We start from the raw sequence: 14146 nt of genomic DNA on the forward strand, positions 1-14146 counted from the left end.
CGGCGAATGGCAGGTCGAGGAGACCGCCGACGCCTGGCTGGTGCGGGTGCCGGTCTACCTGGACGACCTGGCGGCCGAGGCGGTCGCCGTGGAGCTCTACGCCGCCGCACGCGGCGACGCGGCCGGCGAGCGCCACGCCATGGCGCGCGGCGAGGCGCTGAGCGGCGCCGTGAACGGCTATGCCTACCAGGCCCGCCTGGCCAAGGCGCGCCCGATCGCCGACTACACGCCGCGCGTCGTCCCGGCCCTGGCCGGCGCCCGCGTACCGCTCGAGATGGCCAACATACTGTGGTACCGGTGAAGGAGGTCAAGGCACGCCACCCGGCCGGGCGGATCGGCCTCGCCCTGGGCAGCGGCTCGGCGCGCGGGCTCGCCCACCTGGGCGTGATCCGGGCCCTGACGGAGGCCGGCATCGAGGTCGACTGCATCGCCGGCACCAGCATCGGCGCCCTGGTCGGCGCCATCCACGCGGCCGGCAAGCTGGACAGCCTGGCGGCGACCTTCCAGGACTTCGACTGGAAACGCACCCTCTCCTTCTTCGACGTCGTCCTGCCCAAGTCCGGCCTGATCGACGGCGCCGAGGTCGGCGCCCTGGTACGCGAACACGTCCGCGCCGATGCCATCGAGGCCCTGGCCAAGCCGTTCGCGGCGGTGGCCACCGACCTGGCCAGCGGCGCCGAGGTGGTCCTGCGCCAAGGCGACGTCATCGAGGCGGTGCGCGCCAGCATCTCGGTGCCCGGCATCTTCACGCCGGTACGCCGGGACGGCCGCATCCTGGTCGACGGCGGCCTGACCAACCCGGTCCCGGTGAGCGTCGCCCGCGCCCTGGGCGCCGACTACGTGATCGCGGTCGACCTCAACCACGGCATCGCCGCCGGCAAGAACCTGAAGCCGCTGCGCGGCCGGCGCCGGGAGCCGGCCGGCGAGCCGAACGGCCTGGCGCGCTGGGCGGAGAACCAGCGCCGCGCCCTGGCCGAGCTGAAGGCCCGGCTGCTCGCGCGCGCCCCGGCCGACGCCGCCCAGTTCGCCCGCTGGGCCTCGGCCGAGGAGCCGCTGCCCAACATATTCGAGGTCCTGCTGGCTTCCATCAACGTCATGGAGGCCAGCATCACGGCGACCCGGCTCGGCCTGGAACCGCCCGACCTGCTGATCCGGCCGCCCCTGGGCCACATCCGCTTCCTGGAATTCGGCCGCGCCGAGGAGATCATCGGGATCGGCTACGAGAGCACGCGCCGCGCGCTCGCCGCCCTGGCACCGGCCGGTCCGCGGACGCCCCGGCAGGGAGACGCCCGGCCGTGACGGACCGCCCGACCACCGTGGTCTACCTGTCGCCGCACCATGACGACGTCTGCTTCTCGCTCGGCTGGACCGCGCTGAGCGGGCCGGGCGGCCACCTGGTCACCCTGTTCAGCCGCAGCAACTATACGGCCGGCAGCCGCTGCCTGCGCCGCCGCGCCGGCGGGCTGCTCCGCCTGCTCTGCCGCTCCGGCGCCCTGGTCGGGCACGTCAGCCGGCTGCGCGCCGCCGAGGACCGCCGGTTCGCCGAACGGTGCCGGCTGGTGCGCCACGACCTGGGCCTCACCGACGCGCTCCTGGCCGGGAAACCGGTATGGAGCGCGGAGGCGATCGAACCCGAGGCGCGCCGGCTGGGCGCCCGCCTCGGCCATTTCCTGCCCTCGCTGGTGGAGCCGGCCGGCACCGGGGTCCTGTTCGTGCCGATGGCGATCGGCGGCCATCGCGACCACGTCGTCACCGTGCAAGCGGTGCTGTACGCCTATCCCGTCCTGCACCCGCACTTCCGCATCCTGTTCTACGAGGACCTCCACTACGCCAGCGACCGGCAGGCCCGGGCCGAAGGGCTGGAGCGCTTCCGGAGACTGGCGGGGTTTCCCGAGCTCAGACGCCACGTCGTCCACCTGGAGGCCGCGCAGTTCCGCGCCAAGCTCGACCTGGTCGCGCTCTACGCCTCGCAGCACCGGCGCCCGCCCACGCCCGGCGCCTACACCCCCGCGGACGACGAACGACCGCACGAAGCCTACTGGGAGTTAATCGATCCGGCCACGGCGAAGCTCGACGACTAGCCCGGATATTTCACAGTTCGCTGTTGTCCGTCACTTTGGGCGTGCGAGAGCGGTTGAGTTGATGAACAGAGCGGGGGATTGCTGAAGGATTGAGCAATGGGGTGTACGGAGGGCAAACCTCCCCCCACCCCCGAAGCGCCAACGTGTCGGGGCCGCACTCGGGTCGGGTCACGGCGAAGCCAAGGCACGGGCGGCTGTAAGGAAGAGGTCGCGCAAGGGGTGATGGGAGGCGAACAGGATACGGATGCGCCGGGTATTGCGCATCACGGCGGCGCCGATCTTGAGCAACTTCACTCGAATGGTTGCGGCGCTGGCTCGGGCCAGGTCGGTGTCGGCCAACGCAAGCTCGCGCAGGCGCTGCATCAAGGTATAGGCCAGGGCGGAGAACAGCGTGCGCAGCCAGTTGGTCAGGAACTTCCGGCTGCTGGTCCGGGTGCCGAAGAGATCGAGCTGGGTCTCCTTGATCCGGTTCTCTGCCTCCCCGCGCTGGCAATAGAGGCTGTCGTAGAGTTCGTCGGCGGGCCGATCCAGGTTGCTGACGATGAAACGGGGATTGGCGCCTTGGCCGCCAAACTCCAGGCGCGTGACGATGCGCCGTTCCCGATCCCAACTGCCGGCGGCATACTGGAATTCACGGATGCGGCGCTGCTTGGCGCCGGTCTCGGCATACTGCCGAGCCATCGCCTGTTCCCAAGCTTCGACGATCCGGTGCAGCCGGGCATTTCTGGCCACGCCGATGACATAACCGGTCCCATGCCGTTCGCACCAGCGGATCAGGCGTTGCCGACAGAAGCCGGAATCGCCCCGGACGATGATCCGCACCGCGGGCCAGGCTTGGCGCAGCCGGCTGACCAGGAGCTTGATCACGGCGGCGGCGTGCCTCGCCCCGTCGATCCGGCTGCGGCGCAGGACGCACGCCAGCATCGCCTTGCCGCAGTAGACGTAGAGCGGCAGGTAGCAGTAGTGATCGTAGTAGGCGTGGAACTCGCGTTGTTCCTGGTCGCCGTGCAGGGGAATGTCGGAGGCATCGACATCCAGCACGAGTTCCCCCGGCGGCACCGGATGGCTGGCAATGAACTGCTCAACCAGCACCCGGTTCAGGGCCACCACGTCGGTGCGGTTGGCCCGGTGTTCCATCCGGCACAACGTCGGGCTGCTGGCCAACGCGTCCCCGGTTCCGACCGCGGTCTGCATCAGTGGGTCCTGGCGCAGGGCCGCGTGATCGTTCAGGTCTTCGTAACCACAGCACAGGCCATAGAGTCGCTGGGCCACCAGGTCGCGCAGGTCGTGGACGATCAGGTCAGGATCGCGCGGATCGTGCAGGGCAGAGGCGACTGCCTTGGATAGACCGATCTTCCGGTCGACCTGACGCAACAGCATCAACCCGCCGTCCGAGCTGAGCGCGCCACCCTCGAAATTGGCTTCGATCAGACGTCGACCCAGGCGCCCAAACGCCATCCCTTCAGCCGTACAATTTGGCATCGGCGGAACTCCTCTCAATACGGCTTAGACACCTGTATTAAAGCGCCTTTCCGGCGGTTCCGCCGACCTCCCTATGAAATATCCGGGCTAGGTGGTCGATGGCTGCCGAGCAGACCATTCTGCGCCCGCGATACGGGGACCGCGCTCGCCCAGATGCCGTATGAGTTCACGCATCAGCCGGCTCGGCACGCGGTCATCGTCCTGGGCCTGGCGCCACATACTGTCAGGCTGGTTCTGGGCGATCGCCCGCAACCACCGCGCTGGACGCCTTAGGGCAATCAGGTCGATCCCCGCGCCCGCGGCCTCCGTGGCCATGTAAAGGTCATCCAGACGAGGATGGCGCCAGCCCTCCGGATTCATGCCGAGCAGAGCGGAATGGCACGCCAATGTACCGCAGCCCAGCAAATGCACCTGGCGGTCCCGCTTCAGCCGTTTGAAGAACGGAAACGTCTTGCGGTGCAGCACAAAGCGCTCATGCGGTGGTAGAAACAAGGTACCGTGGAAGCCGACCCAGGCCCGGTAGTCGTAGCGGCGCAGGCCGGCGAGGATGCGCTGGACGTAGTCCGCCGGGTACAGGATGTCGTCGTCCAGGAACAGGAACACCGCCTCGGCGCCGAACCGGGCCGGCGCCAGCAGCCGGCTGGCGTTGTGCAGGGGCGAATCGGCCGGGATCAGCTCGACCCGGCACTTGGCCAGGCCGGACAGCCAGGCCGGTATCTCGGCGAAACCGTCCAGGAACACGTACAGCAGGTCGAGCTGCGGCAGCACGCTGTCGAGCATGACGCGGAACGAATCGGCCCGGGTCGGCATGGTGGCCATGGCGCCGACGACCGGCAGGCTCCGGCGGGCACGCGTCCGACGCCAGCGCGCCAGCAAGTTTCCCAGCGGCATGTTCGTCACCTTCGATCGATCCCCTGTCCAGGCCCGGGCGGGCCCCGCGATTCTAGCGCGCCAGGCCGAACTTCTCGACCCGGTAGCGCAGCGTTTCCCGGGTGCTGCCGAGCAGGCGGGCGGCGGCCGTGACGTTGCCGTCGGCGCGCGCCAGGGCGGCCTCGACGATGGCCTTCTCCATCGCCTCCAGGTCGAGGCTGCCGTCCAGGGGCAGCCAGACGCCGTCGCCGCCCGGCCCCGGCGCCGGTTCGGCGGCCAGTTGCAGCCAGCGTTCGGGAAACTCGTCGGCGTCGGCGAACAGGACGCCGCGCTCCACCACGTTGCGCAGCTCGCGCACGTTGCCCGGCCAGTCGTGCGCCTCCAGGCGCCGCCAGACGGCGTCCGGGATCCGGCGCACGCGCTTGCCGGCCTTGGCGTTGAACTCTTCGACGAAGCGCGGCACCAGTTGCCGAAGGTCGCCCTTGCGGCCGCGCAGGGCCGGCAGGTCGAGGCGGAACACGCCGAGACGGTGGTACAGGTCGGCCCGGAAGCCGCCGGCGCGCACCTCGGCGGCCAGGTCGCGGTTGCTGGCGGCGATGACCTGGACGTCGACCGCCACCTCCTGCTCGCCGCCCAGGCGGCGGATGCGGCGGTCCTCGATGGCCTTGAGCAGCTTGACCTGGAGGTCGAGCGGCAGCTCGCCCAGCTCGTCCAGGAACAGGGTGCCGCCGCCGGCCTGCTCGATCAGGCCGCGCCGGCGGCCCTTGGCGCCGGTGTAGGCGCCCGCTTCGGCGCCGAACAGTTCGCCTTCCATCAGTTCGCGCGGCAGCGCGGCACAGTTGATCTCGACCAGGGGGCCGCCCCGGCGCGGCCCGGCATAGTGCAGGATGCGCGCCGCCAGGCCCTTGCCGGTACCGGTCTCGCCGCCGATCAGGAGCGCCGAATAGGGCACCTGGGCGAGGCGCGCCAACATCTCGCGCACCTCGCGCGCGGCCGGGCTGTCGCCCAGGAAGGACTCCGGCCCGAAGCGGCGTTCCTGCGCGGCGGTCTGGTCGGCCAGGCGGGCCTGGCTGCGCGCCAGGCGCAAGGCCCCGGCCACGGCCATGTCCAGGCGCTCCAGGGTGGCCGGCTTCTCGAGGAAATCGTGCGCGCCCAGGCGGATGGCGCGCACCGAGTCCGGCACCGAGCCGTAGCCGGTGAGCAGCACCCACTCGCCGGCCACGCCGGCGCCGCGGCAGGACTCCAGGAGATCGAGCGCGCTGCCGTCCGGCAGGTTCATGTCCGACAGCACGACCTGGGCCTCGAAGGCCCGCCCGAGCAGCAGCTCGCGCGCCGCCGCCAGGCTGCTCGCCAGGCGCGCGTCCCAGGCCTCGTGGCGGAAATGGCGCAGCAGTTCCTGGCCCAGCAGGGCCTCGTCTTCGATGATGAGCAGGCAGCGCGACATGGCGCAAGAATAGCCTAACCGGGCAGCACGAGGCTGACCCGGGCACCGCCCCCGGGCGGGTTTTCCAGCACCAGCCGGCCGCCCAGGTCGTGGGCCAGGCGGCGTACGCTGGCCAGGCCCAGGCCGGTGCCGCCGGCCCGCTCGCTGGCGAACGGCCGCACGCCCTGGCGCAGCAGGGTGTCCGGGAAGCCCGGCCCGGTGTCGCTGACGCTGATGACCAGGTGCTCGCCCTCGCGCCGCCCGGCCAGCCGCACGGTGCCGTGCCCGGCCATGGCCTGGGCGGCGTTCAGCAGCAGGTTGAGCAGGGCCTGGCGCAGGCGGTTCTCGGGCAGGTTGCAGACCAGCTCGGCGGCGACGTCCTGCTCGAACGCAATGCCGGGCTCGGCCTGGTAGCGGACCAGGGCGAGCAGCTCGGCCACCACCCGGGCCAGGGCCACGGGCGCCGCCGCCTCGGGACGCAGGCGGGCCTGGTCGAGCAGGCCGTTCATCAGGCCGTCGACCCGGCGCAGCTCGGCGCTCACCAGGTCGAGGCGTTCCCGGGCATCCGGATCGGCCAGCTCCCGGCGCAGGTTGGCCAGCGCCATCTGGATGCCGGCCAGCGGGTTGCGCAGCTCGTGGGCCAGGCCGGCCGCCATCTCGCCCACCGCGGCCAGGCGCTCCGCCTCCGCCAGGCTGCGGTTGTGGGCCAGCAGGTCGCGCGTGGCGGCGCGCACGCGCGCCTCCAGGTCGGCGGCGCGGGCCCGGTGTTCGTCCTCCAGTTGGGCCAGGCGGCCGACCATGCGGTTGTAGTTGGCGAACAGGGGCTCCAGGACCGGGTCCGCCTCGCCCATCTCGGCGGCGCTGAAGTCGCGCTCGCCGAGCCGGGTGAGCAGGGTGTTCAAATTGCGCAGCGGCAGCAGGAAGCGGCGCCGGAGCAGGAACAGGACCAGCACGGCGGCGAGCGGCACCGTGACCAGGGCCGCCCCGGCCAGGTCGCGCTCCAGGCGCGCCTGGGCCTGGATGTTGTCGAGCAACGCGGTGTGGGCATGGTGCTCGCCGGCCAGGGCCTCGTGCAGCACCGCGATGGCACGCAGGAGCACCTCGGCGGGCGGCCGCTCCGCGTCGTCCAGGAGGGCGGCGGCCCGGCGGATGTCGGCCGGGCCGTCGGCGCCGAGCAGGGCGGGGTCGCCGGCGAGCCGGTCGAGGCCCCGGCCGAGTCCGGCCAGGCCGGCGCGGTCGATGGCGGCCGTCCCGGCCAGCCCGCCCAGGGAGGCGTACTGCATGGTCTGGATCTGCTCCTGCAGGCGCTGCATGACCGCCAGGTGTTCGCGCAGGGGGGTCATCCGGGACAGGCTGCGGGTGGTGGTCGCGAGCATCACGGTGAGGGCCAGCAGGAGCAGCCCGGAGGCGACCACCACCGGCAGGGCGACGGAGCGGAACAGCGGATGGCGCGGAGCCGGGGCCATCGCCATGTCAGGCCCGGTGCCGGCCCCAGATCAACAGGGCGCCGGTGAGCATGCCGCCCAGGTGGGCGAAGTGGGCGACCCCCTCGGCCGAGCCGGTGACGCCGGCGATCAGCTCGATGGCGCCGTAGCCGATCACGAACCAGGCGACCTGGATGGCCATGGGCGGGAACAGCAGGATGATGCGGTCGTAGGGGAACAGCACGCCGTAGGCCAGGAGCAGGCCGAACACGGCGCCCGAGGCGCCGATGACCGGATAGGCCTCGCCGCCCTGCATGAGGACGAATTCCGAGACCACCAGCTGGGTCAGCGCGGCGCCGATCAGGCAGGAGAAGTAGTAGACGGTGAAACGGCGCGCGCCCCAGACGGCCTCGAGGTTGCGGCCAAACATCCAGAGCGCGTACATGTTCAGGACCAGGTGCAGGATGCTGCCGTGCAGGAAGCCGTAGCTGACCACCTGCCAGGGCCGGAACGGCGGCGCCAGGCCGCCGCCGTCGCTGAGCAGGCCGAGCGGCCAGAGGCCGAACAGGCGGATCAGGTCGTCGCCCATGGCCTGCTCGGCCAGGAAGAGGACGACGTTGGCGACGAGCAGGCGACCGACGACCGTTTGCATCATGGCGGTGGGCACCTCAACCGGCCGCGCCCGGCCCGGCGGCGTGGCCGTCCCGGCGCCGGCCGCGTTCATCCTCGAACGGGATGCGGCCGTCGGCCCGGTAGCGGCGCGCCGCACCCGGCCGGTACACCCACAGCACGATGGCCAGGAACAGCAGCGGCAGGCCGAGGAACAGGCCGTACGTGCCGACTTCGTTGATCAGGTTGCTCATGGCGGGCTCCTTATTCGATGACCATCATAATATTCGACTCGGCGGCCGCCGCCCCAATCCGGGGCGGTGCCGCCACCGGACGGGTCAGACCTTGTCCATGGCCTGGACGACCTGGTTCTTCAGGTTGGCCAGCTCGCCCGGGTCGGCCTTGGCCTGGCCGCTCAGGATGCTGTCCACCATCGCCTTGGCGTCCTTGATGTAGACCTCGGCGTCGGTCTTGCCGGCCGAAGCCGCGGCGGCCTTGTCGAGGAAGTCGCGCGCCTTGGTCAGGTCGCTGTGCGCCCGTTCCGGGGCACGGTCGACGTTGCCGTCGACGTCGGCATAGACGACGTAGCGCTTGGCCTCGATCAGGTCGGCGCGGACCTGGCCGTGGTGCCGCAGCTTGGCCCAGCCGACCGCGGTCGACTCCATGGCCCGGTCGGCCAGGGCCTCGGTATGGTGCCACAGGCCCTTGATGTCGCCGGCCAGCGAGGTCTCGCCGCGCTCGATGCGGCCGCGCAGCGACTTGGCGTCGTCGAGCAGCTTGCCGACGTCGGCCTGGCTGTCCGGATCGGCCGCCCGCTTGGCGTCCTCCAGCTGGGCGATCGCGGTGTCCACGTCCTCCTTGGCCTCGGGCACCTTGCCGGCGCTGTAGTGCTCATGGGCGCGGGCGAGGTTGTCGCGCGCGGCCAGGAGCGGCTCGGGCAGGAACAGGCCGACGAAGTCGACGCTGTCCTGGGCCGCGCGCAGGGCCTGGTCGGCCTCGTTGAGGCGGTTGCGGCCCAGTTCCGACTGCGCCGCGGCGATGAAATGGCGCGTGCTGCGCAGCGGCAGGTCGAGTTCCTCGTAGTAGACCATCACGTCGGCGGCCTCCGGTTCCAGCCGCTTGCCGGCCTCGGTCTTGGCCACCGGGGCCTTGAGGGTCCGTTCCGACTTGGCGGCCGGCTCGGCCGCCTTGCCGGGCATGGCGACGTCGTCGACCAGGGTGCGCTCGTCGAGCACCGAGTAGACCGGCACCGCGGCCGGATGCACCTCTTGGGTGTCCTCGTAGCTGAGCTTGTGGTCGTTGGTCCACATGCGGTCCTTGATCACGGTGGTGGGGGCGACGCGGTCGATGATGTCCATCAGGGTACTGGCCTGGCGCAGTTCATTGCCGGCCTGCTCGGCGTCCTTCTTGCGCAGGGCGTCGCGGGCCCGGGCAATATGGTTGAGCACCTTGCCGGCGGCCGAGGACACCATGTCCTCGTCGGCGCGGCTGATGCCGCGCCCCGGCGTGCTGGTGACTTCTTCATGCAATTGCGATTCCGCGGCATAGGCGGCCGGGCCGGCGGCCAGGGTGGCGGCGAGGGCGATGACGAGGGGACGGATGCGCAGCTTGGTCATGGTGATCTCCTTTTGCTGGGGGGTGTTGCGGCTTTGCCGTGGCCACCTCTCTGCAACCGCCGTGCCAGCCAAAGATCACCTTTTGTTTCAATGCGTTGCAAAAACCACCGGGACACCGGCGGGGGATTTCAACCAGCCGTCCGGGGCAATTACCCCGGCCCGGGAACGGCGAATCCGGTCGTTCAGCGCGCCGCCCGCCCGGCCAACATGGGGGCCAGCCCGGCCCAGACGTTTTCCAGCAGGCGCGGCTGCGCCTCGGCGGTCGGGTGCAGGCCGTCGGCCTGGAACAGTTCCGGCCGGGTGGCCAGGCCGTCGAGCAGGAACGGCACCAGGGCCAGGCGTTCGCGCTCGGCCAGGCGCGGATACAGGGCCCGGAACTCGCGCGCGTAGGCGATGCCATAATTGGGCGGCAGCTGCATGCCCACCAGGAGGACGCGGGCGCCGGCCCGACGGGCCGCCGCGGCCATGGCCTTCAGGTTGGCCGCCGCGAGGTCGAGCGGCAGGCCGCGCAGGCCGTCGTTGGCGCCCAGTTCGAGGACGACGACGTCCGGGCGGTGGCGCGCCAGCACGGCGGCCAGGCGGGCCCGCCCGCCGGCGGTGGTCTCGCCGGAGACGCTGGCGTCGACCAGGCGCCAGGCCGGCGTGCGTTCGGCCAGGCGGCGTTCGAGCAGGGCGACCCAGCCGGACTGGCGCGGGATGCCGTAGGCGGCGGACAGGCTGTCGCCGTAGACCAGGACCGTCGACGCGGCCGCGGCCGGGACGGCGAGCAACAGGAACAGACAGGCGAACAGGATGCGCATCGAAGTAGAGGACCTTGGCAAGAGCGTGTGGCTGGGCGAGGAACGCCTGGACATCCTCGCCGGCGTGTCGTTTACGGTCAACAGCGGGGAGACCGTCGCGGTGCTCGGCAGTTCCGGCTCCGGCAAGTCCACCCTGCTCGGCCTCCTGGCCGGCCTGGACACCCCGAGCACGGGCAGCGTGCGCGTCGACGGCACCGACCTGTTCGGCCTCGACGAGGACGGCCGCGCCGCCCTGCGCGGGCGCGGCATGGGCTTCGTGTTCCAGGCCTTCCAGCTGCTGCCCGACCTGTCCGCCCTGGACAACGTCATGCTGCCCCTGGAACTGGCCGGCGCCGCGGACGCCCGCGAACGCGCCCGTGCCCAGCTGGCCCGGGTCGGCCTGGCCCGGCGCGAGCGGCATCGGCCCGGCCAGCTGTCCGGCGGCGAACAGCAGCGCGTCGCCCTGGCGCGCGCCTTCGCCGTGGCGCCGCGCCTGCTCCTCGCCGACGAGCCGACCGGCAACCTGGACCCGCATACCGGCGCCCAGATCATCGACCTGATGCTGGACCTGAACCGGGAACAGGGCGCCACCCTCATCGTGGTCAGCCACGACCCGGCCCTGGCGGCGCGCTGCGGCCGCCAGCTGCGCCTGGAAGGCGGCCGCCTGGCATGACCGGCGCGCGCCTGAACGACCTCCGCCTGGCCCTGCGCCTGCTCGTCCGCGAGTGGCGCGGCGGCGAGGTGCGCATCCTGCTCGCGGTGGTCGCCCTGGCCGTCGCCAGCCTGACCGCGGTGGCCTTCGTGGCCGACCGGGTGCGCCTGTCCCTGGCCCAGGAGGCCGATGCCCTGCTCGCCGCCGACCTGGTGCTGAGCGGCGACCGGCCGCTCGACCCGGCCTTCCAGGCCGAGGCGCGCCGGCGCGGCCTGGCCGTGGCGCGCAGCGCGACCTTCCTGAGCATGGCGCAGGGTCCGTCCGGCGCGGTCCTGGCCGGCATCAAGGCGGCCAGCCCGGGCTACCCGCTGCGTGGCCGCCTGCGCGTCGCCGACGCCCCCTACGGCCCGGACCGCCCCGCGACCGGTCTGCCCGGTCCCGGCCGGGCCTGGGTCGACGCCCGCCTGGCCACGGAGCTGCGCCTGCGCGTCGGCGACACGGTCCGGCTCGGCGCGCGCGACCTCGCGGTCACCGCCATCCTCAGCCACGAGAGCGAGCGCAGCGGCAACTTCATGGCCCTGGCGCCGCGCCTGCTCGTGGCCGAGGCCGACCTGGCCGGCACCGGCCTGGTCCAGGAAGGCAGCCGGATCGCCTGGCGCCTGTTCGTGGCCGGCCCGCCCGAGGCCCTGGCCGGGTTCCGGGCCTGGGCGACGCCCCGGCTCGGGCGCGGCCAGAAGCTCGAAGGCCTGGCCGACGCCCGCCCGGAACTGCGCCAGGTGCTCGACAAGGCGGAGCGCTACCTGGGCCTGGCGGCGCTCCTGGCCGTGGTCCTGGCGGCCGCCGCGGCGCAGATGATCCTGCGCCGCTACGCCCAGCGCCACTTCGACCAGTTCGCCCTGCTGCGCTGCTTCGGCGCCAGCCGGGCGCGCCTGATCCGCCTGTACCTGGCCCAGTTCGCCGGCCTCGGCCTCGCCGCCGGGCTGCTCGGCGGCGTGGCCGGCTTCCTGGTGCAATGGGGCCTGGCGGCGCTGCTCGCCGACGTCCTCCGGCTGGACCTGGCGGCACCGTCCTGGCGGCCGTTCGGGCTCGGCCTCGGCGCCGGCCTCCTGATCGTCGTCGCCTTCGGCCTGCCGGCCATGCGCCGCCTGGCCGAGGTGCCGGCCCTGCGGGTGCTCCGGCGCGACCTCGGGCCGGCCCGCTCGCGCCAGGTCCTGGCCCAACTCCTGGCCCTAGCCGTGCTCGCCGGCCTGCTGGTCTGGCAGGCCGGCGACCTCCGCCTGGGCGCCATCGTGGTCGGCGGCCTGGTGGCGGCGGGACTGGCGGCCGGCCTGGCCATCCGCGCCCTGCTGGCGCCGCTCGCCTGGCTCGCCCACCGCCTGCCGCCGGCGCCCAGGCTGGGTCTGCTGGCCCTGCGCCGGCGCGGCTGGGAGACCACCCTGCAGGTCATGGCCCTGAGCCTGGGCCTGCTCGCCCTGCTCCTGCTCACCCTGGTGCGCGGCGACCTCCTGGCCGCCTGGCGCGACAAGATCCCGGCCGACGCCCCGAACCGGTTCGCCATCAACATCCAGCCCGACCAAGTGGCGCCGATCCGGGCCTGGCTGGCCGGGCACGGCGTCCCCGACGCCGAGCTGTACCCCATGGTGCGCGGCCGCCTGACCGCCATCGCCGGCCGCCCGGTCGCCCCGGAGGCCTTTCCGGAGGAGCGCGCCCGCCACCTGGCCGAGCGCGAATTCAACCTGTCGGCCCTGGCCGCGCTACCGGCCGACAACGTCGTCAGCGCCGGACGCTGGTGGCAGGCGGGGGCCCGCAATGTCTTCTCGGTCGAGGAAGGCATCGCCAAAACCCTGGGCATCCGGCTCGGCGACCGCCTCGATTTCGACGCCGGCGGCCTGCCCCTGAGCGGCGTGGTGACCAGCCTGCGCAAGGTCGAGTGGGACAGCTTCCGGGTCAACTTCTTCGTGGTCGGCCCGCCCGGCAGCCTGGCCGGCCTGCCGGCCAGCTACATCACCGCCTTCCGGCTGGCGCCGGCGCGCGCCACGGTGCTGGCCGAGCTGGTGGCGGCCTGGCCGAACGTGACCGTGATCGACGTCGACGCGGTGATGACCGAGATGCGCACCCTGATGGACCGCATCAGTCTGGCGGTCCAGGTGGTGTTCCTGTTCAGCCTGGCGGTCGGCCTGCTGGTCATGGTCGCCGCCCTCTACGCCCGGCGCGACGAGCGCGCCCGCGAGATCGGCGTCTGGCGCGCCCTGGGGGCGAGTGCGCACACCGTGCGCATCGCCCTGGCGACCGAATTCGCCGCCCTCGGCCTGCTCAGCGGCGCGGTCGCCGCCGGCGCCGCCAGCGCCCTGGCCTGGCTGCTCGCCGAACGGGTGTTCGAACTGCCCCACGCGGCCGATCCGGCGGTCTGGCTGGCCGGCCTGGCGGTCGGCCTGGCGCTGGTCCTGGCGGTCGGCCTGGCGGCCAGCCGCGGCCTGGTCGCGGCGCCGCCCATGGCGGCCCTGCGCGACGCCGACTAGCGGCGCAGGGAGATCACCGGCCAGGCGCGCCCCTCGGCATGCGCGCGCAGGGTCGGATCGGGGTCGACCGCGACCGGGTGGTGGACGCGCTCGAGCAGGGGCAGGTCGTTCAGGGAATCGCTGTAGAACCAGCTCTCGGCGACGTCGGACCAGGCCAGGCCGCGCGCCGCCAGCCATTCGTCGAGGCGGCGCACCTTGCCGTCGCGGAAGGACGGCAGGCCGGCGACCCGGCCGGTGAACTCGCCGCCGACCTGCTCGGGGTCGGTGGCGATGAGGTGCTCGACGCCGAGGTGGGCGGCGATCGGCGCGGTGACGAAGCTGTTGGTGGCGGTGACGATGACGCGCACGTCGTCGCGGTGGCGGTCGAGCAGTGCCGGCGTGCCCGGCGCCACCATGGGCAGGATCTTGCTGCGCATGTATTCGGCGTGCCAGGCGTCGAGCTGGGCGCGCGGATGGCGCGCCAGCGGCTTGAGCTGGAAGTCGAGGAACTCGTGGATGTCCAGCGTGCCGGCCTTGTACTGGTCGTAGAACTGCTGGTTGCGCGCCTCGTACACCTCGCGGTCGAGGACGCCCTGCTCGATCAGGAACTGCGCCCACTCGAAGTCGGAATCGCCGGCCAGCAGCGTGTTGTCGAGGTCGAACAGGGCGAGGCGCATTTCCTTATCCATCAGCAAACTCTAAAATGCCACGC

Annotated in this window: 13 protein-coding genes and 1 pseudogene; 5 read left to right on the forward strand and 9 right to left on the reverse strand. The window is 72.4% G+C overall.

Annotated elements, in window-relative coordinates; all coding sequences use genetic code 11:
- The 3 genes and pseudogenes from EZJ19_RS16430 to EZJ19_RS10200 all read left to right on the forward strand — a co-directional run.
- Positions 1 to 301, forward strand: a pseudogene (locus tag EZJ19_RS16430) (DUF3417 domain-containing protein); the annotation flags it as partial.
- Complete coding sequence (locus EZJ19_RS10190; RefSeq protein WP_165873545.1) at positions 289 to 1299, forward strand: patatin-like phospholipase family protein; 1011 nt, start codon at positions 289 to 291, stop codon at positions 1297 to 1299. The pseudogene EZJ19_RS16430 and the gene EZJ19_RS10190, both read left to right, overlap by 13 nt.
- Positions 1296 to 2081 (forward strand): PIG-L deacetylase family protein, encoded by a 786-nt coding sequence (locus EZJ19_RS10200; RefSeq protein WP_165873544.1) that lies wholly within the window; start codon positions 1296 to 1298, stop codon positions 2079 to 2081. The genes EZJ19_RS10190 and EZJ19_RS10200 overlap by 4 nt, the downstream gene beginning before the upstream one ends.
- 168 nt (positions 2082 to 2249) lie before the next feature.
- Here EZJ19_RS10200 and EZJ19_RS10205 read toward each other — a convergent pair whose 3' ends face one another.
- From EZJ19_RS10205 to EZJ19_RS10240, 8 genes are all read right to left on the reverse strand, one after another.
- Complete coding sequence (locus tag EZJ19_RS10205) at positions 2250 to 3563, reverse strand: IS1380 family transposase (RefSeq protein ID WP_131447239.1); 1314 nt, start codon at positions 3561 to 3563, stop codon at positions 2250 to 2252.
- Between the two features lie 87 nt (positions 3564 to 3650).
- Positions 3651 to 4454, reverse strand: coding sequence for a hypothetical protein (locus EZJ19_RS10210; protein ID WP_131447241.1), 804 nt, complete (start codon positions 4452 to 4454; stop codon positions 3651 to 3653).
- A 52-nt stretch (positions 4455 to 4506) separates the two neighbouring features.
- Positions 4507 to 5877, reverse strand: a complete 1371-nt coding sequence (locus tag EZJ19_RS10215; protein ID WP_131447243.1) for a sigma-54-dependent transcriptional regulator — start codon at positions 5875 to 5877, stop codon at positions 4507 to 4509.
- A gap of 14 nt (positions 5878 to 5891) precedes the next feature.
- Positions 5892 to 7328, reverse strand: a complete 1437-nt coding sequence (locus tag EZJ19_RS16630; RefSeq protein WP_131447245.1) for a sensor histidine kinase — start codon at positions 7326 to 7328, stop codon at positions 5892 to 5894.
- Between the two features lies 1 nt (position 7329).
- Complete coding sequence (locus tag EZJ19_RS10225; RefSeq protein WP_131447247.1) at positions 7330 to 7935, reverse strand: rhomboid family intramembrane serine protease; 606 nt, start codon at positions 7933 to 7935, stop codon at positions 7330 to 7332.
- Between the two features lie 13 nt (positions 7936 to 7948).
- Positions 7949 to 8143, reverse strand: a complete 195-nt coding sequence (locus tag EZJ19_RS10230; RefSeq protein WP_131447249.1) for a cbb3-type cytochrome oxidase subunit 3 — start codon at positions 8141 to 8143, stop codon at positions 7949 to 7951.
- 84 nt (positions 8144 to 8227) lie between these two features.
- Positions 8228 to 9505, reverse strand: coding sequence for a YfdX family protein (locus EZJ19_RS10235; RefSeq protein ID WP_131447251.1), 1278 nt, complete (start codon positions 9503 to 9505; stop codon positions 8228 to 8230).
- Between the two features lie 182 nt (positions 9506 to 9687).
- Positions 9688 to 10305 carry an arylesterase gene (locus EZJ19_RS10240; protein ID WP_131447253.1) on the reverse strand — a complete coding sequence of 206 codons (618 nt, stop codon included), beginning with the start codon at positions 10303 to 10305 and terminating at the stop codon, positions 9688 to 9690.
- Between EZJ19_RS10240 and EZJ19_RS10245 the strand changes: the two genes are divergently transcribed.
- Together EZJ19_RS10245 and EZJ19_RS10250 are read left to right on the forward strand one after the other, a co-directional pair.
- Positions 10298 to 10957, forward strand: coding sequence for an ABC transporter ATP-binding protein (locus EZJ19_RS10245; RefSeq protein ID WP_131447255.1), 660 nt, complete (start codon positions 10298 to 10300; stop codon positions 10955 to 10957). The two genes, EZJ19_RS10240 and EZJ19_RS10245, sit on opposite strands and share 8 nt — an antisense overlap.
- Positions 10954 to 13455, forward strand: a complete 2502-nt coding sequence (locus EZJ19_RS10250) for an ABC transporter permease (protein WP_131447257.1) — start codon at positions 10954 to 10956, stop codon at positions 13453 to 13455. The genes EZJ19_RS10245 and EZJ19_RS10250 overlap by 4 nt, the downstream gene beginning before the upstream one ends.
- Here EZJ19_RS10250 and EZJ19_RS10255 read toward each other — a convergent pair.
- Complete coding sequence (locus tag EZJ19_RS10255) at positions 13452 to 14111, reverse strand: histidinol-phosphatase (RefSeq protein ID WP_131447346.1); 660 nt, start codon at positions 14109 to 14111, stop codon at positions 13452 to 13454. The genes EZJ19_RS10250 and EZJ19_RS10255 overlap by 4 nt on opposite strands.
- Between the last annotated feature and the right edge of the window lie 35 nt (positions 14112 to 14146).

This window comes from Parasulfuritortus cantonensis, from assembly GCF_004337445.1.
GTDB classification, from domain to species: domain Bacteria; phylum Pseudomonadota; class Gammaproteobacteria; order Burkholderiales; family Thiobacillaceae; genus Parasulfuritortus; species Parasulfuritortus cantonensis.